The following is a 17918-nucleotide window of genomic DNA, read 5'->3' as shown; positions in this document are numbered from 1 at the left end:
CCTCCCCGTCATCAACCGCCACCTACCGGAACATGCATCAGATCGGCATTGAGCCACAAATGCACCACAATGGCGGCGGCATAACCCACCGCCACCGCCCAGGTCCAGCGCAGGTGGCTGAAAAAGGTATAGACGCCGCGCGCCTGGCCCATCAGGCCGACACCCGCAGCGGAACCAATCGACAGCAGAGACCCGCCGACGCCCGCGGTCAGCGTCACCAGAAGCCACTGCCCGTGCGACATGTCCGGCTGCATCGTCAGGACCGCGTACATGACCGGGATATTGTCCACTACCGCCGACAGCAGGCCTACGGCGACGTTGGCCGTGGTCGGCCCCAGGCCGGCATACAGCGTCTGCGACACCAGCGCGAGGTAGCCGAGCGTGGCCAGTCCGCCCACGCACAGGATCACGCCGTAGAAGAACATCAGCGTGTCCCACTCGGCGCGCTGCAGCTGAGCGAACACGTCGAAGGGCGCTGCATGGCCATTGAGCCCGTTCAGGCCGGCCAGCTCACGGCGCTCGCGCATCTTGAGGCGGTAACCGTAGAGCTTGAGCAGGCCGAGCCCGGCCATCATGCCCAGCATCGGCGGCAAATGCAGAAACTGATGAAAGGCAACCGCACTGGCGATGGTCAGGAAGAACAGGACGATCACCACCAGACCGCCGCGGCGAATGCGCACCGTCGTCTCCAGCGGCCTGGGTCTTCCGGCCGGCACCGCGAAGGACATGATCGCGGCCGGCACCAGCCAGTTGACCGCCGCGGGCAGGAACAGGTCGAAAAACTGGGTGAAGCTCACCATGTGCCGCTGCCACACCATCAATGTGGTGATGTCGCCGAATGGGCTGAATGCACCACCGGCATTCGCAGCCACCACGATGTTGATGCAGGCGAGCACCACGAAACGCGGGGTATCGCGGGCCACAGCCATCACTACCGCGGCCATCAGCAGGGCGGTAGTGAGATTGTCGGCGACCGGAGAGATGAAAAAGGCGAGCAGCCCGGTGATCCAGAACACGCTGCGCAGCGTGTAGCCGCGCGTGACCAGCCAGGCCCGCAGGGCATCGAACACCCCGCGTTCCTCCATGGTGTTGATGTAGGTCATCGCGGAGAGCAGGAACAGCATCAGCTCGACGTATTCGATGAGGTTGCTGCGGATCGCCTCCTCCGGCACGGTGGTATTGCCATGCGCTGCATAGGCAAGCGGCACCATCACCCAGATCACCGCGGCGGCAATCAGCATCGGCTTGGACTTGCGCAGCTGCAGCGCCTCCTCGGACACCACCAGCACGTAAGCAAGCACGAAGACGATCAGCGCGACCACACCGTACCAGCTGCCGGTCAGGTCCCAAGCAGCCGGCGGCCCTTCCGCAGCCCATGCCGTTGGGGCAGCAAGCAGGCAGGCCACGGCAAGCGCGCCTCTGCGAATGGCTGGCACCGACTTCATGATTCCTTTCCCACCCTCGTGACTTTAGGCGCGCGGCAAATCGCCGAGCCTAACATTCCCGCGGACGCCACACATCCCTGTAAGACGTCTGAAGGCAATAGCATCCTCCGGATATGGCGTGATACCCGTTTGGAGCTTCGCAGGCACCCATGCAATCACGCGCATGACGCTGACGAAGCACACCCATTCACCTTGCCCGTCGCCCCTGCGACTTGCGTTTCCGCGTCGCCATGATCCATCAGACCGTTGCCCTGATGAGCCACCTGGCAGTTTTACGTGAAGGATTCCCATGCGACGGCGGTATGCCGAACCCCGTGTTTCTTATGATGCTGCCGCGCATACTCAATCCGGCACCCTAAGCGCCCGCTCGCACCCAGGCCATATCCCCGCTAGAATGCGATGATTTTGCGCGGCGTCACCGCGGCGGCGAGGCCCATCGGCTGCCGCCCCCGAAGGCGACCCCGACCAACGGATTTTCATACGAGCAGAGGAGTCACCCATGTCTAAGCGGCATCCCGTCATCGCGGTCACCGGCTCATCCGGCGCGGGCACGTCCACCGTCAAGCGCGCCTTCGAGCACATCTTCCACCGCGAGTCGATCAAACCCGTCATCATCGAAGGCGACAGCTATCACCGCTACAACCGCACCGAGATGAAGGCTGCGATGAAGCAGGCCGGGGACGAGGGCAACAACCACTTCAGCCACTTCGGCCCCGAAGCGAACCTGTTCGACAAGCTGGAAGAAACCTTCCGCACCTACGGCGAAACAGGCACCGGCAAGAAGCGCTACTACCTGCACAGCGACGAGGAAGCGACCGAACACAATGCCCGCCTGGGCAGCTCGCTCAAGCCCGGTGAATTCACCCCTTGGGAAGACATTCCCGCCGACTCCGACCTGCTGTTCTACGAAGGCCTGCATGGCGGCGTACGCCATGGCGACGTCGACGTCGGGAAATTCGTCGACCTGCTGATCGGCGTGGTGCCCATCGTCAACCTCGAATGGATTCAGAAGATCCACCGCGACAAGGCCGAACGCGGCTACGCGCCCGAAGCCACGGTTGAGACCATCCTGCGCCGTATGCCGGACTATGTGCGTTACATCACCCCGCAGTTCACGCACGCCGACATCAACTTCCAGCGCGTCCCCTTGGTGGACACTTCCAATCCGTTCATCTCGCGCGACATCCCGACGCCGGACGAAAGCCTGGTCATCATTCGGTTCAAGGACCCGCTCAAGTTCGAAATCGATTTCCCCTATCTGTTGGCAATGATGGACGGTTCGTTCATGTCGCGGCGCAACGATCTGGTCGTTCCTGGCGGCAAGATGGGCTTCGCGATGGAAATCATCCTTGGCCCGATTATTGACCGCATGCTCCGCGAACGCGGCTGATTCCGCGGCCCAGCGCGCGGGCTGAGAAACGTGGCCTCGGGTGCTAACATGCCCCGAGGTCACACCCAACCGGAGACTCATGCCCCACATCAGCGCCGGCTCCCCCCTGACCCGCTTCCTCGCCCGTTATCGCGGGCGGACCCTGATTGTCCATCGTGGATTCCCACCCGACTGGCTGAATGAACTGCTTAAGCAACCCGGCGGTGGCGGGCACTTCCGTATTGACGCACGTCAGCTCGATCAAGGTGAAGCCACTCCGGTGGACTGGCTGCTGCAACGCCATGTGCTACCGTTGGATCTGCCGCTCCCCTTGCTGATCAAGGTCGACAACGACGGCAACCTGTATCTGCGCCATTTGCTGCGCGGCAATCAGGTCGTACATCCCAGCGAGCTCTACTGGTTCCTGGAGGAAATCGCCGAACGCCACCACGTCTACCTGCGTGTGGAAGACGGCACGTTTAAAACCCTGACAGGAATACCGTTGACCGACAACGAAGCCCGCGCCATGCTCGACAGCCTGTAGGGCGCGGATGCCCGATACGAGTCCCATGGAACGCTTCACACTCGCCCATACCACCGGTGTCGACACCGAAACCCTGATCGCCGACTGCGCACGCCAGCTCGGCCCGCTACCGGAATCCGCCAGCCTAGGCTTCCTCTACCTCACCGACGCCCTGGCACCGCGTCTGGACGAACTGGTCGACGGCCTACGCGAGGCAACCGGCGTGCCACACTGGGTGGGCACGGTCGGACTCGCCGTCTGCGCCACCGGCCACGAGTACTACGACTCGCCGGCGCTGGTCGCCCTGGTGGGTGACTTCCCGCCAGGCAGCTTTCGCATGATGCCGCTGATCGACGGCAACCCGGCCCCCTATGTCGGCCTGCACCGCGACTGGCTGACTCGGGACGAGACCCTGGTGGCGCTGGTGCACGGCGACCCGACCAACCCGCGCACGCCGCCTACGCTCAACGCCCTCGCCGAAGCGCTGCCCAATCTGTTCATGTTCGGCGGCATCACCTCGAGCCAAGGCGAACATCGCCAGATCGCGGACCTCGTGGTGCGCGGCGGGCTCTCGGGCGTGATCTTCGGCCCCGAGGTCGGACTGGTCACCGCGCACACGCAGGGCTGCACCCCCATCGGCCCGCGCCACCGCATCACCCGCGGCGACCGCAACCTGGTGCTGGAACTCGACCAGCGTCCGGCCCTCGACGTGATGAAGACCGACATCGGCGAGGTGCTCGCGCGCGACCTCAATCGCATCGGCGGCTACATCTTCGCTGGCCTGCCAGTCCCCGGCAGCGACGATGACGATTATCTGATCCGCAACATCGTCGGCATCGACCAGGGACGCAAGATCGTGGCTATCGGCGATTACGCCGAGGAGGACGGCGAGCTGATGTTCTGTCGGCGCGACGGCAACACCGCGCGTATCGACCTGCTGCGCATGCTCGGCGACCTGCAGGGACGCATGAACGGAACCCCGCGCGGTGCGGTCTACATCTCGTGCGTAGGCCGCGGACGCTACCAGTTCGGCGAGGACTCTGCCGAACTCAAGATCATTCAGGATGCACTCGGCGACGTGCCGCTGGTCGGCTTCTTCGCCAACGGCGAAATATTCCGCAACCGGCTTTACGGCTTCACCGGCGTACTCACCCTCTTCCTCTGAAACCGCTCACAGGAGACCCCGCATGCAATACCGCACTCTGGGACAGACCGACCTGTCGGTCAGTCTGATCTGCCTCGGCACCATGACCTTCGGAGAGCAGAACACCGAGGCCGAGGCGCACAGCCAGCTCGACCGCGCGCTGGCTGCCGGAATCACCTTCGTCGATACCGCGGAGATGTACCCCGTACCGCCGCGTGCCGAAACCCAGGGCCTCACCGAGGCCTATATCGGCAGCTGGCTGAAGAAGACCGGGCGCCGCGACGAGATCGTGCTCGCGAGCAAGGTGGCCGGCCCCGGTAATGGCATCGGTTACCTGCGCGGCGGCCCGCGCCTGACGGCCGAACATATCTCGCAGGCCGTCGAGACCAGCCTGCGCCGCCTGAACACCGACGTCATCGACCTCTATCAGGTGCACTGGCCGGACCGCAATACCAACTTCTTCGGACAGCTCGGCTACACCCACAAGGACGACGAGAACGCCACCCTGATCGAGGAAACGCTGAGCGCGCTGGCGCGGCTGGTCGAGCAGGGCAAGATCCGCCACTTCGGCCTGTCCAACGAAACGCCCTGGGGCGCAATGCGCTACCTGCATCTGGCCGAGACCCTCGGGCTGCCCCGGCCGGTCAGCATCCAGAACCCCTACAGCCTGCTCAACCGCAGCTTCGAGGCCGGCCTCGCCGAAATCGCCCACCGCGAGCATCTTGGACTGCTCGCCTATTCACCGCTCGCCTTCGGCGTGTTGAGTGGCAAATACCTCGGTGGCAAACGCCCGGCGGGCGCGCGCATCACCATTTTCGAACGATTCCAGCGTTACAACGCGCCCTATGTGGACGGTATCGTCGCCCAGTATGCGGCGCTGGCCGCCGAGCACGGCATGAGCCTCACCCACCTGGCTCTGGCCTACGTAAACAGCCGCGGATTTCTCACCAGCAACATCATCGGCGCCACCACACTGGAGCAGCTCGACGAGGACATCGCCAGCGCCGACGTGGTGCTCGACGACGAAACCCTGGCGGCGATCGAGCATATCCACGAGCAGCACCCCTATCCCTGTCCCTGAGTTGCTCGCAAGCTGGAATACCGGCGATAAACGCCGGTACCTTCACTTCAGGCAATGCGGAAATGCCCAATCTGAGCCTGCAGACGTTGTGCAATGTCCGCCAGCTGTCGGCTGGCGGATTCCAGCTGCTGAGTCCCGGCTGCCGTTTCCTCGGCGATCTCGTTGATCGCCACCACATTGCGATCGATTTCCTGAGCCACACTCTGCTGCTGCGTGGCAGCCGTGGCGATATGTGTGTTCATGTCGCTGATGCTGGCGACCGAAGTCGTAATGCTATCTAGCGAGCCGCGTGCCTGAGAGGCTTGCTCCACCACCTCGTGTGCCTCGGTGGCACTTCTACCGATGACCGCCACAGCATCCTTGGCACCTGCCTGAAGCCTTTCCACCATGCTCTGGATTTCGCCTGTTGCCCCCTGCGCACGGCCGGCTAGATTGCGCACCTCGTCGGCAACCACCGCGAAGCCGCGGCCCTGTTCTCCGGCACGCGCCGCCTCGATAGCCGCATTGAGTGCCAACAGATTCGTCTGCTCGGCGATACCCTGGATTACCGTGAGCACTTCGCCGATCCTTTCACTATCCTCGCCCAGCCGGTCCATCACTCCGCTGGCTTCGCTGACCCGCTTCGCGAGCTCGTCGATGGCTCGTGTGGTATCGCCCACCACGTGCTGCCCGTTTGTGGCCGCCTCATCGGCATGTCCGGCGGAATGCGCCGCCTCGGAAGCATGCTGGGCCACCTGTTCCGCGGTTGTAGCCATTTCGGTGATGGCCGCGGCCAGTTGCTCGCTCTCGTTCTGCTGGCGGACGGCACCCCGATGGGTTTCTGTGGTGATCTCCGCAATCCGCCTTGCCGCCGTACCGAGTTCCCTCATGGAATTCGCCACCTGTGCAACCAATGTCTGAATCTTGCCCACGAAGGTGTTGAACGCACGCGCCAGTTCACCGATTTCATCATTGCTGCGTGCCTCGATACGGGCGGTGAGATTCCCTTCTCCCTCTGCAATATCACGCATGGCCGTGACGGTCCGGTTCAGCGGACGGGTGATCGAGCGACTGATGGCCCATGCGGTTACCAACCCCAGAAGCAGCCCTATCGCCAGTAGCACGGAAATCGCGATGCGCGTCTGGGCCACATTATCAATTAGCCTCTCACTGGCCTGGCTGGCCTGGCCGCTGAGCGAGGTAATCAACCCACCCAGTTCCACAGAAATCTTGTCCTGCAAAGGTCCGATGCGCGTACGGATCAAGTCCGCGTCGGTCCGCCACTGCGGACTGCTTTGGATGCGCACCATCTCGTTGAGATGCTTCTTGAATATCCCGTAGTTCTGCCTGAAATCGTCAAACGCCGCTGACTGCTCGAACGACATCGTCGACTCCTGTGGGGCTAGCGCGTCCAGGATGCTTTGTATCTGCCCAGTAAAGAGCTTTAGGTCACTGACCTGGCTCTGATTGCGGAAGGCCAAATACGAGCGCGTCTGATTCATCACGTTGAGCAGGGCATAGCGCAGCTCGTACATCTTTTTGAGCAAGGCAAAACGCTGCGCGTCGGGTGCGTTGTTGACCGTAACCATCTCCTGGGCATCCTGCTGCAGCTGACGGGCCAGTGGATTCACGTGGTCGTTGGCGTATTTGGCCGCCGGCATGTTGGCCAGTTGATCAACGGCAAGCTGGAGCATCTGCTCGCGATAGGCCTCAAATGCATTCAATTGTTCGATCACCGTCTTCACTTCGCTCGCATACTGCGGACTGCTTTTCACGAGATCCGTGCCGCGCAGTTCGTTCGTATCGGCGTGCAACTGCCTGATACCGGCAAGATAGCGGCTACGATGCACAGCTTCCTTGCTGAGCAGGTAATATCCCAATTCCGTCGTGGTCCGTTCCAGGCTGTGACGCACCTTCATCGCCGCCAGGATGGCCGGCTGATCGCGTATCAGCACCTCATGCAGATGCCGGTCGGCGATTGAAAAGCTGCGTAGCGCCGACAAGGAAACGATCAACAGTATCAACAACAACACCGCAAAGCCGCCCCAGATCCGATGCTTGATTTTCAAATTATTGAGCTTATTTATCATCGTGCTCCCTGCTGTAATGGCATTATTATTATCGACTCGTCTGCATTAGCGCGTATCGGCGAGCCATGACAGGACTTTAGCGCATACTGTGCGGCATGCCTGCGGAACTCATTGACACCCACTGCCACTTCGACGACACCAGCTTCGATGCCGACCGCGCCTCCGCGCTGGGCCGCGCACGCGCAGCCGGTGTGGTCGCACAGATCCTGCCTGCGGTGGATGCGGCTAGCTGGCCGAAGCTGCAGGCGGTTGCCGATCCGCAACAAGGACTGCATGCCGCCTACGGCCTGCACCCCATGTATCAGCCGAAACATCGCCCGGAGCACCTCAAGTGGCTGCGCGAATGGATCGCGCGCGAACGCCCCGTCGCCGTGGGCGAGAGCGGACTGGATTTCTACGTCGAGGGACTGGATCGTGCCGCCCAGGTCGATTACCTCGTCGCCCAGCTGCGCCTCGCTCGCGAGTTCGATTTGCCTGTGATCCTGCACGCACGCCGCGCCCTCGACGAGGTGATGAAGCAGCTGCGTCGCCAGCCCGGACTGCGCGGCGTGGTGCACAGCTTCTCCGGCAGCCTGCAACAGGCCGAACAGCTCCTCGCCATGGGTTTCTGCATCGGACTCGGTGGCCCGCTGACCTATCCGCGCGCGCAACGCCTGCGAGGCGTGGCGGCCAGCCTGCCGGTCGAAGGGTTGCTGCTTGAGACCGACGCCCCGGATCAGCCCGGCATCACGCATCGCGGCGAGCGCAACGAACCGGCGTACCTCGACGAGGTGCTGACAGTCCTGGCCGAGCTGCGCGGCATCGATTCGGTTACCATGGCGGCCGCCACCACGGCCAACGCCCGCAGGCTGTTCGCCCTGCCCGAAAACGCCTCTATCGCCGGATCCACGACATGACCGCAGAACCCGCCGCCGTCCCGCCCGCCCACGAGCGCACCGCCATCCTGATCGGAGCGGAGGGGCTCGCCCGCCTGCACGGCGCGCATGTGCTGGTCGCCGGTCTCGGCGGGGTCGGCGGAGCCGCGGCCGAGGCACTCGGACGCGCCGGCGTCGGGCGCATCACCCTGCTCGACCACGACACCGTCGCACCATCCAACCTCAACCGCCAGATCATCGCATTGAACTCCACCCTCGGACGTTCCAAGGCGGAACTGATGGCCGAGCGCCTGCACGACATCGCCCCCGAAATCGAGACCGAGCTGGTGACCGAATTCCTGCGCCCGGAGGATGCCGATGCGCTGATCGCGCGCGCGCCTTACGATTATGTACTCGACTGCATCGACTCGATCGCCTGCAAGGCGGCACTTGTGGATGCCGCGCAGCGCGCTAGGCGTCCGGTCGCATCCAGCATGGGTGCCGGCGGGCGCATGGACCCCACCCGCATCCGCATTGCACCGCTCAACCAGACACATACCTGCGCCCTCGCACGTGAGATGCGCAAGACGCTCAAGGACCTCGGCGCCCGACTCAACTATCCCGTGGTCTTCTCAGAGGAACCGCCGGTGGTCAAGGGTCTGCCGCACCAGCCCGTAGACGGACCCAGCGGGCGACCGCGCGCGGTCAATGGGACGATCAGCTACATGCCCGCACTGTTCGGCTTCACCCTGGCAGGTCATGCGATCCGCGCCTTGCTCCAGAGCGAGGCGCCCAAACGATAAACCTAGCCAATAAGCAGACAGCGATAAATTAATTCAATGGACGCCAATGCTGAGTCACTTTGAAGCGTCCAGGCAATTCATCTAAGCTACGCGCGCCTTGAGGGCACCCTCAACACAATCGAACCCACATATCGCTTCAAGCCCCTGCAGACCGACCGAGGTAACGCATGGACATCTTCCTGCCCATCGCCCATATGGACGTCAACCTCCTGGTCATCCTGTTCTTTGGGGGCATCGTCGGCTTTCTTTCCGGCCTCGTCGGTGTCGGCGGCGGCTTTCTGATCACCCCGCTGCTACTGTTCATCGGTGTACCACCGCTGGTCGCCGTGGCCAGCGGCGCGGCACAGATCGTCGGCACCTCGGCGAGCGGCAGCTACGCCCACTGGCGTCTCGGCAACGTCGATTTCCGCATGGCCCTGGTACTCCTGGTCGGCAGCTGGACGGGGGGCGCCGTCGGCGTGCACATCGCCAAGGTACTGCAGGCGGGCGGCGACTTCGGCACCATCGTCACCTTCCTTTATGTCGGCCTGCTCGGCATTGTCGGCGCCAGTATGCTCATCGAATCGGTCAATGCCCTGCGCGGTTCTCGCAGGAACAAACAGGGGAAAACCGATACAACCGAAGCGTCCGGCAATGGCGGTTGGATGACCCGTTTGCCGCTTCAGATGAACTTCCCCGTATCGCAGCTCAAGCTGTCACTCATCGTTCCGGTGGTAATCGGTTTTGGCGTTGGCATCCTGACCTCGCTGATGGGCGTCGGCGGCGGCTTCATCATGGTGCCGGTAATGATCTACATGCTGCGCATGCCGACCAAGGTCGTGGTCGGCACCTCGCTATTCCAGCTGCTGTTCACCACCGCCGAGGTCAGCATTCTGCAGGCCGGAGTGAACCACGCGGTCGACCCATTCCTTGCCCTGGTCCTGGTGATCGGCTCGGCACTCGGCACGCAATGGGGCACCAGGCTCGGCACCCGTCTTCCCGGCGAGCAGCTGCGCCTGATCCTTGCCCTGGTGGTGGTGGCGGTCGCGGTGAAGATGCTCTTTGGCATCCTGATCAAGCCCCACGACGTCTACAGCCTGGTACTCGCACAATGAAGATGATGAAATTTTCACTCGCCGCGCTATGCCTGTTGCCAGCACTGGCACTCGCCGCCAATGCGCCGGCAGCCTCATCATCTGCACCGCGCCTGGTTACAGAGCTAACCCGGGATCACGTAGACATCTCCACCCGCTATAAGGGGGACGAAATCACCTTATTTGGTGCCATGACCTCGCCTGCCCAGGTGGTGGTGAAAATCACTTCGCCCATACAGCCCGTTTCGATCAAGCAAAAAGGGCGGGTAGGCCCATTCTGGCTCAACGTAGCCAAGTACGATGTCGCCAATACCCCAGGCCTTTACTACCTGCTGTCTTCGGCCCCACTCGATCAACTGCTGCCCTCCGCAGCTGTACGCACACGTTACGGTCTCGCAATAACCGATGCGCTGGCACACGTACAAATTTCTCCCAAGCCGGAGGATGCCGACAAACTACGGCAAACCCTCCTGAGCTTGAAAGCCGCAAAACACGAGTACATTAGCGATGGCAGTGCGGTAAAAATCAGTGGGAAACGGCTCTATTACGCCACTATCCGCCTCCCAGCCCAATTACCGCTCGGCGTCTACGGAGTAGACATTTACCTGGTGCGCAACGGGCAAGTTATCGCAACTGACCACCGCAGCATCAATGTTGCGGAGGTACATGTCGAACACTGGATCTCGAATATCACCAGCAACTTTTCATGGATTTTCGGAGTTAGCTTTACCTTCGCCATGATGATGCTAGGCCTGTTCCTCGGCGTGGTCCTGGGCCGTGGACGTAACAGTAAGAAGGCCTGAGATCCTTCAGTCTTCGAGCGCGCGTTCGATAGCCGCCTTCACGGCCGCGCCTGCGCCCGGCCCGAAGCGCGTCGTCGTCGGATCGAAGGTGTCGGTGAAGGCGTAATCGAACGCCAAGTCCTGAACCCCTAGCGCCCCGAACAGACGGTTTTCCATCGAATGATCGTCCGGCCACAGCACTAGCGTCGGCCAGCCGTCCGCACCAGGACTGAGCGCGGGACCGAAGAAGACCGCCCCCGGCTTGTTCTTCAGACGCATGGCGCAGGTGCCTTCGGTCACCCCGGACATCGGCAGGAAGTCGATGGTGCGCGTGAGCCTACTTTTGTTGTCGAGTTCGATGTCGACCTTGAACGGCATCGCCGCTGCCTCGACGCCGAAGGCCAGCACTTCCGCGCCGCTGGCCTTGCGCCAGCTTTCAGCATGCGCGGCGCCGCGCTGACTGGGCAGGAAGATGTAGCGCAGAGGGCTTTCCGCCTGCAGCTCGGTCAACAGATCCGGCTCGAACGGCGGCGCATTGACCAGGATGCCTCGCGCCTGACGGTCGGCAATGAAGTACGCCGCGGGCGTGCTGCCGCGAAGCCAGTAAACGCGGCGGTCGGGAAACTCGCCCAGCGGTAGCAACCGGCTGCTCATGCGGCCTCCGTATGCTTGGGTGCCTCACCGAGCAGGTGCGGCATGCAGTTCTCGATCCAGGCCTCGGCCTCGGCGTTGACCTCGTCCGGCGTGCGGCCCTCGGTGGCGATCTGCGGGCCGATCACCACGCGGATAGTACCTGGATGCTTGCCGCCCTCGCGCGGCCAGTAGAGACCGGCATTGTGTGCCACCGGAACCACCGGCGCCTTGGCACTGACCGCCAGTGCCGCCCCGCCGGAGAGATATTTGCCGCGCTCACCGGGAGCGACACGCGTACCCTCGGGGAACACCACCACCCAGATCCCGCGCTGCAGACGCTCCGTGCCCTGACGGATCAGCTGTACCACCGCCTTGCGCCCGGCCGCTCGGTCGATGGCGATGGGTTCGAGCATGCGCAGCCCCCAGCCGAAGAACGGTATGCGCAGCAATTCCTGCTTGAGCACCCAGACCTGGGGCGGAAAGATCAGCTGGAAGGCCATGGTCTCCCAGGCAGACTGATGCTTGGCCAGGATCACGGCCGCACCCTCTACGGGCAGGTTTTCGCGGCCCTCGACGGCGAAACCGATGCCGCAGGTAACGCGCAGCCACCAGATCGCCAGACGCGTCCAGCGCGTGATTACCGCATAGCGCACCTGGAACGGCGCGGCATACAGCGCCATGCCCAGCAGCGAGAAAATGATCGTGGTCGGCGCCGCCAGGGCGAGCCACAGCCAGGAACGCCAGCGCCCGACCGTCGCGCTCATGCCTCCGCTCCCGTGCTGACCAGGGTTTCCGCGACCTGTGCGAGGTCGTCGAAGATCGCTACGTCCGCCGGCAGCTTGCCGGACTCGATCGTGCGCCCGCCCTTACCGGTACGCACCAGCATCGGCTGTGCGCCGACCGCAAGCGCGGCCTCGATGTCGCGCAGCGAATCGCCCACCGCCGGGACACCGCCGAGATCGGCGCCGTATCGCCGACCGATTTCCTCGAACAGACCGGGCGAGGGCTTGCGGCAGCGGCAGCGGCGATCCGGTCCGTGGGGGCAGAAGAACACTGCGTCGATGCGCCCGCCGTGAGCGGCGAGCAGACGGTGCATCTTTTCGTGCATCGCAGCGAGGGTCTCGACGTCGAACAGGCCGCGTGCGATGCCGGATTGATTGGTCGCGACGACCACCTGATAGCCGGCACGGTTGAGCCTCGCGATGGCCTCCAGGCTACCCGGAATCGGCACCCACTCATCCGGTGACTTCACGTAGTCGTCCGAGTCCTTGTTGATGACGCCGTCGCGGTCGAGCACGATCAGTTTCATCGCTTCAGCCCGCCGACTGCAGCCGCGAGATGTCGGCAGCGCGCAGGAACAGATCGTACAACCGCGTGAGCAGGGCAATGCGGTTGTTCCGTACCTCGGCGTCCTCGGCCATGACCATGACGCCGTCGAAGAAGGCGTCCACCGGTTCGCGCAGTGACGCCAGGTGCGTCAATGCCTGGGCATAGCGACCAGCCGCGAACAGCGGTTCAACGACGGCTTCGGCCGCGGTCAGTGCTTCGTGCAGGGCGCGTTCGGCCGGCTCGACGAGCATATCGACGCGAACTTTGCCGGACGCTTCCGTTTCCGACTGTCGCAGGATGTTGCGGATGCGCTTGTTCGCCGCAGCCAGGCTCTCCGCCTCGGGCAGCGCACGGAACTGCTGCACGGCGAGCACGCGGCGGTCCAAGTCGCCCAGACGCGTCGGCCGACAGGTCAGCACGGCGTCGACCACGTCGGCCGGAATGTCGCGGTCGGCGTAGTAGGCGGTCAGACGATCCATGATGTAGGCGAACACCTCCTCCACCACCGGTCCCGAATCGACCCGGTCTGCCAGGCCAGCGGCAGCCAGCATAAGCAGCTCGTACAGATCTAGCTCAAGGTCGCACTCGATGAGAATGCGCACCACGCCGAAGGCGGCGCGACGCAGGGCGAAGGGGTCCTTGGTGCCGGTCGGCCGCTGCCCGATCGCGAAGATCCCGACCAGGGTATCGAGCTTCTCGGCCAGCGACAGGGCCTGGCCGATCGCGCCGTCCGGCAGGCTGTCGCCGGCGTGCGCGGGGCGGTACTGATCCTCGATGGCCTCGGCTACGACCTGAAGCTCGCCGTCGTGGCGCGCGTAGTAGCGTCCCATCACGCCCTGCAGGTCGGTGAATTCGAACACCATGGCGGTCACGAGATCGCACTTGGCCAGCTCGCCAGCGCGCCGGCCGCATTCGGGATCGGCGCCCAGTCGGCTGGCGATCGCCCCGGCCAGGGTCGCCAGCCGTTCGCTCTTGTCGTACAGGGTACCCAACTGCTTCTGGAACACCATGCCCTTGAGCGCCTTGCGGCGCTCGACCAGCGGTGTGCGTCGGTCCTGCTGCCAGAAGAATTCCGCGTCGTGCAGGCGCGGGCGGATGACGCGCTCGTTGCCGGTACGCACCTGCGCCGGGTCGCGGCTCTCGATGTTGGCCACGGTGATGAAGTGCGCCATCAGGCGACCGTCGGCGTCGAGCACTGGGAAGTAGCGCTGGTTGTCGATCATGGTGGTGATCAGCGCCTCCTGCGGCACGTCGAGGAAGCGCGCCTCGAAGCCGCCGGCGATGGCGACCGGCCATTCCACCAGTGCGGCGACTTCGTCGAGCAGGTCCTCGTCGAGCATTGCGCTGCCGCCGAGTTCGGCTGCCAGGGCCTCGACCTGCGCCCGGATTGCGGTGCGCCGCTCGGCGAAATCGGGCAGCACGTGGCCCTCGCTGCGCAGCAGCGGTGCATAGGCGGCCGGGTCCGCGACATACAGCGCACCCGGATGGTGCGCCCGGTGGCCTCGCGTCTCCCGACCGCTGCGCACGCCGAGAATCTCGGCCTCGATCGGCTGTTCGCCGAGCAGCAATACGACCCAGTGCACCGGGCGCACGAATTCGGCCTCGCCCGCCCCCCAGCGCATGCGCTTGGCGATGGGCAGCTTACCCAGTGAGGCCGTGAGGATTTCGGGCACCAGTTCGACCGCCGCCCGACCGGGCTCGTCGAGATAGGCGCACAACCAGGCGCCCTTGTCGGTTTCCAGACGCTCCAGCGCATCGACCGTGAGGCCGACCGAACGGGCGAAGCCCTCGGCCGCCTTGGTCGGACGACCTTCGCCGTCGAAGGCGGCGGCCAGCGCCGGACCGCGCCGCTCGATGCGGCGGTCGGGCTGCATCAGCGGCACATCCTCGATGTGCACGGCGAGGCGTCGCGGGGTCGCATAGACATGCCGCGCGCCGCCGCCGATGCCGGCGTCGGCAAGCCGTGCTGCCACCTCGTCGGCGAGGGTGTCGGCCAGCGTGCGCAGCGAGCCGGGCGGGAGCTCCTCGGTGCCGATCTCGATCAGCAGGTCGGCGCGGGCCTCAATCATGGCTCACCTCCGCACCGTCGGCCGCCAGCGGGAAGCCGAGCGCCTCGCGGGCCGCGTAATAGGCCTCGGCGATGGCCCGCGACAGGGTGCGCACGCGCAGGATGTAGCGCTGGCGTTCGGTAACCGAGATCGCCTGCCGCGCGTCGAGCAGGTTGAAGGTGTGCGAGGCCTTGAGCATCTGCTCGTAGGCCGGCAGCGGCAGTCCGGCCTCGATGAGGCGGGTGCTTTCCGCCTCGCAGTTGTCGAACCAGGCGAACAACGCGTCGACATTGGCCTGCTCGAAGTTGTAGTACGACTGCTCGACCTCGTTCTGACGGAACACGTCGCCGTAGGTGACCGTGCCTTGTGGCCCACGCGTCCAGACCAGGTCGTAAATACTCTCGACGCCCTGCAGATACATCGCGATACGCTCAAGGCCATAGGTGATCTCGCCGGTCACCGGCCGACAGTCCAGCCCGCCGACCTGCTGGAAGTAGGTGAACTGGCTCACCTCCATGCCGTTGAGCCAGACCTCCCAGCCCAGCCCCCAGGCGCCCAGCGTGGGCGATTCCCAGTTGTCCTCGACGAAACGGATGTCGTGCACCAGCGGGTCCACACCCATGGCGCGCAAGGAACCGAGGTAGATATCCTGAATGTCGTCGGGCGAGGGCTTGAGCGCGACCTGGAACTGATAGTAGTGCTGCAGACGGTTGGGGTTCTCGCCGTAACGCCCGTCGGTGGGACGCCGCGAGGGCTGTGCATAGGCGACACGCCAGGGCTCGGGCCCGACCGCGCGCAGGAAGGTCGCGGGATGGAAGGTGCCGGCCCCCATCTCCATGTCGTAGGGCTGCAGGATCACGCAGCCCTGGCCGGACCAGTAATCCTGCAAGGTCCGGATCAGAGACTGAAACGTGGAAACATCGTAGCTGGTCATAATTTCTTGGACGCCGGCGGAAAATGGCGCCAAGTATAACCTGCCGCAGGCTCGGGCCAGCAAGGCATGACGGCACGCCGTGTGCTAGGGATTTAAACAGGGCCCAGCGAGGAGGTGATGCATGAACGAACTGATCCTTGAACCCACCGCAGCCGCGCTCTGGCAGCGACTCATCCGCGAAGGTGCCGGCGAGACCGGTCACCCGCTGGATGCCGACCTGGAGGCCTACCTGATGATGTTGCTGCAACGCTTTACCCGACGGCCGGAGATGACGCGCAGCATCATGGCTCTCGAATACCTGGAGGCGCAGCATGCGGGCAGTGGCCGACGCGTCGAGCGGCTGCGCGACGTCGGCGATCAGTGCCTGCTGCTGGCCGGTTTGTTTCCCGGCACGGCAAGACGCCGCCGCGTGGGGGTGACCTATTTCGTCGATCTCGGCCGCACCGCCTATTACGATCTCGCTCAGGCCCTGAACCAGGGGGCCGGGCAGTTGTTTCAGGCGCTGGCCGCAGGTTTCATCGCCCTGATGGATACGCTCAACGCGATGCGGGCGCGTCCCGCCTTCGAATCACTCACCGCACTGGAACAGTTCGACCTGTGGGCACACAGCGGCAGCGCGGCGGCACGCAGGGCTTTCGCGCAGCACACCGATGGTACGCCCATCGCGGTGCAGCCCACCGTCCGGCCGCATTGACCCAACATGGCCCGCGGCACCCCGCGGGCCTGTGCTGCCCGCGGGGGGTTTGTTAAGATGCCACCCCCTTGCACGACCCACAGACAGCGATGACCCAGCGCAAGGCGGTAGCCCTCATTTCCGGCGGACTCGATTCCATGCTCGCGTCGCGTGCGATCCAGGCGCAGGGCGTGCATGTCGAGGGCATCAACTTCTTCACCGGTTTCTGCGTTGAAGGGCACACCCATGCCATTCGCCGACGCAGCCCTGAAAAACCCAAGCGCAACAACGCCCTGTGGGTGGCCGAGCAGCTCGGTATCAAGCTCCATATCATCGACATCGTGGAAGAATACAAGGATGTGGTGCTGAATCCGCGACACGGTTACGGCGCGCACATGAACCCTTGCCTCGACTGCAAGATCTTCATGCTCGGCAAGGCGCGCGAGTGGATGGCGGAGCACGGCTTCGACTTCATCATCACCGGCGAAGTGATCGGTCAACGCCCCAAGTCCCAGCGCAAGGCGACCCTGCCAATTGTGGCGCGGGAATCGGGTACCGAGGACCGCCTGCTGCGCCCGCTGTGCGCCAAAAACCTCGCACCGACGCTCCCGGAGCGCGAAGGCTGGGTCGACCGCGCACAACTGTTCAATTTCTCCGGACGCTCGCGCAAGCCGCAGATCGCACTGGCTGAAAGCTATGGTTTCGACGAATACGCCCAGCCCGCCGGGGGCTGCTGCTTCCTCACCGACGAGAGCTACTCGCGTAAGCTCGGCGACCTGTGGGAGCACCGCGGCGAGCGACGCTACGACCTCGACGACATCATGCTGCTCAAGATCGGCCGCCATCTGCGCCCGCGCCCGCACTTCAAGCTGATCGTCTCGCGGGAAGAGGGCGAATCCCGCTTTCTGGAAGGCTACCGCCGCCAGTTCACGCACCTGCAGACGACCAGCCACAACGGACCGCTGGCCCTGATCGACGGCGTCGACGCGCTCGATGCCGAGGATCTGACCCTGGCCGCACAAGTGGTCGCCCGCTTCAGCCAGGGTCGCGACGCGGATTGGGTGGACGTTGCCGTCGCACACCCCGGCGAAGAGGCGCGCACCCTGCGAGTGGCACCGCTGTCCGCCGACGCAGTCCCCGACGCCTGGTACGTCTGAC

Annotated in this window: 17 protein-coding genes; 10 read left to right on the top strand and 7 right to left on the bottom strand. The window is 64.1% G+C overall.

The annotated features are described in order from the left end of the window. Positions 1-11 precede the first annotated feature (11 nt). The gene (nhaD, locus tag BJI67_RS01285) at positions 12-1445 is read right to left on the bottom strand and encodes a sodium:proton antiporter NhaD (protein WP_070071484.1); all 1434 of its coding nucleotides are present in this window, start codon (positions 1443-1445) and stop codon (positions 12-14) included. A gap of 499 nt (positions 1446-1944) precedes the next feature. Between nhaD and BJI67_RS01280 the strand changes: the two genes are divergently transcribed. The 4 genes from BJI67_RS01280 to BJI67_RS01265 all read left to right on the top strand — a co-directional run bounded on the left by BJI67_RS01280 (position 1945) and on the right by BJI67_RS01265 (position 5562). Continuing rightward, a complete protein-coding gene (locus tag BJI67_RS01280; RefSeq protein ID WP_070071483.1) occupies positions 1945-2835 on the top strand; it encodes a phosphoribulokinase in 891 nt (296 codons plus the stop codon). Positions 2836-2914: 79 nt separating this feature from the next. Further along, on the top strand, positions 2915-3358 hold the full coding sequence (locus BJI67_RS01275; RefSeq protein ID WP_070071482.1) for a hypothetical protein: 444 nt from the start codon (positions 2915-2917) through the stop codon (positions 3356-3358). Positions 3359-3383: 25 nt separating this feature from the next. Next, complete coding sequence (locus tag BJI67_RS01270) at positions 3384-4502, top strand: FIST signal transduction protein (RefSeq protein ID WP_070071481.1); 1119 nt, start codon at positions 3384-3386, stop codon at positions 4500-4502. Positions 4503-4524: 22 nt separating this feature from the next. Further along, on the top strand, positions 4525-5562 hold the full coding sequence (locus tag BJI67_RS01265; RefSeq protein ID WP_070071480.1) for an NADP(H)-dependent aldo-keto reductase: 1038 nt from the start codon (positions 4525-4527) through the stop codon (positions 5560-5562). A gap of 47 nt (positions 5563-5609) precedes the next feature. Here BJI67_RS01265 and BJI67_RS01260 read toward each other — a convergent pair whose 3' ends face one another. Next, positions 5610-7631, bottom strand: a complete 2022-nt coding sequence (locus tag BJI67_RS01260) for a methyl-accepting chemotaxis protein (protein WP_070071479.1) — start codon at positions 7629-7631, stop codon at positions 5610-5612. Positions 7632-7726: 95 nt separating this feature from the next. Between BJI67_RS01260 and BJI67_RS01255 the strand changes: the two genes are divergently transcribed. From BJI67_RS01255 to BJI67_RS01240, 4 genes are all read left to right on the top strand, one after another. Then, on the top strand, positions 7727-8527 hold the full coding sequence (locus tag BJI67_RS01255) for a TatD family hydrolase (RefSeq protein WP_070071478.1): 801 nt from the start codon (positions 7727-7729) through the stop codon (positions 8525-8527). After that, the gene (locus BJI67_RS01250; protein ID WP_070071477.1) at positions 8524-9288 is read left to right on the top strand and encodes a tRNA threonylcarbamoyladenosine dehydratase; all 765 of its coding nucleotides are present in this window, start codon (positions 8524-8526) and stop codon (positions 9286-9288) included. The genes BJI67_RS01255 and BJI67_RS01250 overlap by 4 nt, the downstream gene beginning before the upstream one ends. A gap of 167 nt (positions 9289-9455) precedes the next feature. Further along, positions 9456-10382, top strand: coding sequence for a sulfite exporter TauE/SafE family protein (locus tag BJI67_RS01245; protein WP_070071476.1), 927 nt, complete (start codon positions 9456-9458; stop codon positions 10380-10382). Next, the gene (locus BJI67_RS01240) at positions 10379-11164 is read left to right on the top strand and encodes a TIGR02186 family protein (RefSeq protein ID WP_083250518.1); all 786 of its coding nucleotides are present in this window, start codon (positions 10379-10381) and stop codon (positions 11162-11164) included. Before BJI67_RS01245 ends, BJI67_RS01240 begins: the two co-directional genes overlap by 4 nt. 6 nt (positions 11165-11170) lie before the next feature. Here the strand turns inward: BJI67_RS01240 and BJI67_RS01235 are convergent, their stop codons facing one another. From BJI67_RS01235 to glyQ, 5 genes are read right to left on the bottom strand one after another with little or no spacing between them, the layout of a single operon-like run. Beyond that, positions 11171-11797, bottom strand: coding sequence for an MBL fold metallo-hydrolase (locus tag BJI67_RS01235; protein ID WP_070071474.1), 627 nt, complete (start codon positions 11795-11797; stop codon positions 11171-11173). Next, entirely contained in the window at positions 11794-12540 is a 747-nt protein-coding gene (locus BJI67_RS01230) for a lysophospholipid acyltransferase family protein (RefSeq protein ID WP_070071473.1), read from the bottom strand. The genes BJI67_RS01235 and BJI67_RS01230 overlap by 4 nt, the downstream gene beginning before the upstream one ends. Next, positions 12537-13085, bottom strand: coding sequence for a D-glycero-beta-D-manno-heptose 1,7-bisphosphate 7-phosphatase (gmhB, locus tag BJI67_RS01225; RefSeq protein WP_070071472.1), 549 nt, complete (start codon positions 13083-13085; stop codon positions 12537-12539). The genes BJI67_RS01230 and gmhB overlap by 4 nt, the downstream gene beginning before the upstream one ends. A 4-nt stretch (positions 13086-13089) precedes the next feature. Beyond that, a complete protein-coding gene (gene glyS, locus BJI67_RS01220; protein ID WP_070071471.1) occupies positions 13090-15174 on the bottom strand; it encodes a glycine--tRNA ligase subunit beta in 2085 nt (694 codons plus the stop codon). Next, entirely contained in the window at positions 15167-16087 is a 921-nt protein-coding gene (glyQ, locus tag BJI67_RS01215; protein WP_070071470.1) for a glycine--tRNA ligase subunit alpha, read from the bottom strand. The genes glyS and glyQ overlap by 8 nt, the downstream gene beginning before the upstream one ends. Positions 16088-16208: 121 nt before the next feature. Between glyQ and BJI67_RS01210 the strand changes: the two genes are divergently transcribed. Next, a complete protein-coding gene (locus tag BJI67_RS01210) occupies positions 16209-16781 on the top strand; it encodes a hypothetical protein (RefSeq protein ID WP_070071469.1) in 573 nt (190 codons plus the stop codon). A 68-nt stretch (positions 16782-16849) separates the two neighbouring features. After that, positions 16850-17917, top strand: a complete 1068-nt coding sequence (locus BJI67_RS01205; RefSeq protein ID WP_231940881.1) for a tRNA (5-methylaminomethyl-2-thiouridylate)-methyltransferase — start codon at positions 16850-16852, stop codon at positions 17915-17917. Position 17918 lies beyond the last annotated feature (1 nt).

Source organism: Acidihalobacter aeolianus, assembly GCF_001753165.1.
GTDB classification, from domain to species: Bacteria; Pseudomonadota; Gammaproteobacteria; order DSM-5130; family Acidihalobacteraceae; genus Acidihalobacter; species Acidihalobacter aeolianus.
This window is presented reverse-complemented; position numbering and strand designations above follow the sequence as displayed.

What these genes read in the sequence shown, in the direction of transcription:
- BJI67_RS01240 (WP_083250518.1), top strand. Translation starts at nt 10,379, where the DNA reads ATGAAGATGATGAAATTTTCACTCGCCGCGCTATGCCTGTTGCCAGCA.
- BJI67_RS01260 (WP_070071479.1), bottom strand. Translation starts at nt 7,631, where the DNA reads ATGATAAATAAGCTCAATAATTTGAAAATCAAGCATCGGATCTGGGGC.
- gmhB (WP_070071472.1), bottom strand. Translation starts at nt 13,085, where the DNA reads ATGAAACTGATCGTGCTCGACCGCGACGGCGTCATCAACAAGGACTCG.
- BJI67_RS01230 (WP_070071473.1), bottom strand. Translation starts at nt 12,540, where the DNA reads ATGAGCGCGACGGTCGGGCGCTGGCGTTCCTGGCTGTGGCTCGCCCTG.
- BJI67_RS01245 (WP_070071476.1), top strand. Translation starts at nt 9,456, where the DNA reads ATGGACATCTTCCTGCCCATCGCCCATATGGACGTCAACCTCCTGGTC.
- BJI67_RS01255 (WP_070071478.1), top strand. Translation starts at nt 7,727, where the DNA reads ATGCCTGCGGAACTCATTGACACCCACTGCCACTTCGACGACACCAGC.
- BJI67_RS01235 (WP_070071474.1), bottom strand. Translation starts at nt 11,797, where the DNA reads ATGAGCAGCCGGTTGCTACCGCTGGGCGAGTTTCCCGACCGCCGCGTT.
- BJI67_RS01280 (WP_070071483.1), top strand. Translation starts at nt 1,945, where the DNA reads ATGTCTAAGCGGCATCCCGTCATCGCGGTCACCGGCTCATCCGGCGCG.
- nhaD (WP_070071484.1), bottom strand. Translation starts at nt 1,445, where the DNA reads ATGAAGTCGGTGCCAGCCATTCGCAGAGGCGCGCTTGCCGTGGCCTGC.
- BJI67_RS01275 (WP_070071482.1), top strand. Translation starts at nt 2,915, where the DNA reads ATGCCCCACATCAGCGCCGGCTCCCCCCTGACCCGCTTCCTCGCCCGT.
- BJI67_RS01265 (WP_070071480.1), top strand. Translation starts at nt 4,525, where the DNA reads ATGCAATACCGCACTCTGGGACAGACCGACCTGTCGGTCAGTCTGATC.
- glyQ (WP_070071470.1), bottom strand. Translation starts at nt 16,087, where the DNA reads ATGACCAGCTACGATGTTTCCACGTTTCAGTCTCTGATCCGGACCTTG.
- BJI67_RS01270 (WP_070071481.1), top strand. Translation starts at nt 3,384, where the DNA reads ATGGAACGCTTCACACTCGCCCATACCACCGGTGTCGACACCGAAACC.
- BJI67_RS01250 (WP_070071477.1), top strand. Translation starts at nt 8,524, where the DNA reads ATGACCGCAGAACCCGCCGCCGTCCCGCCCGCCCACGAGCGCACCGCC.
- BJI67_RS01210 (WP_070071469.1), top strand. Translation starts at nt 16,209, where the DNA reads ATGAACGAACTGATCCTTGAACCCACCGCAGCCGCGCTCTGGCAGCGA.
- glyS (WP_070071471.1), bottom strand. Translation starts at nt 15,174, where the DNA reads ATGATTGAGGCCCGCGCCGACCTGCTGATCGAGATCGGCACCGAGGAG.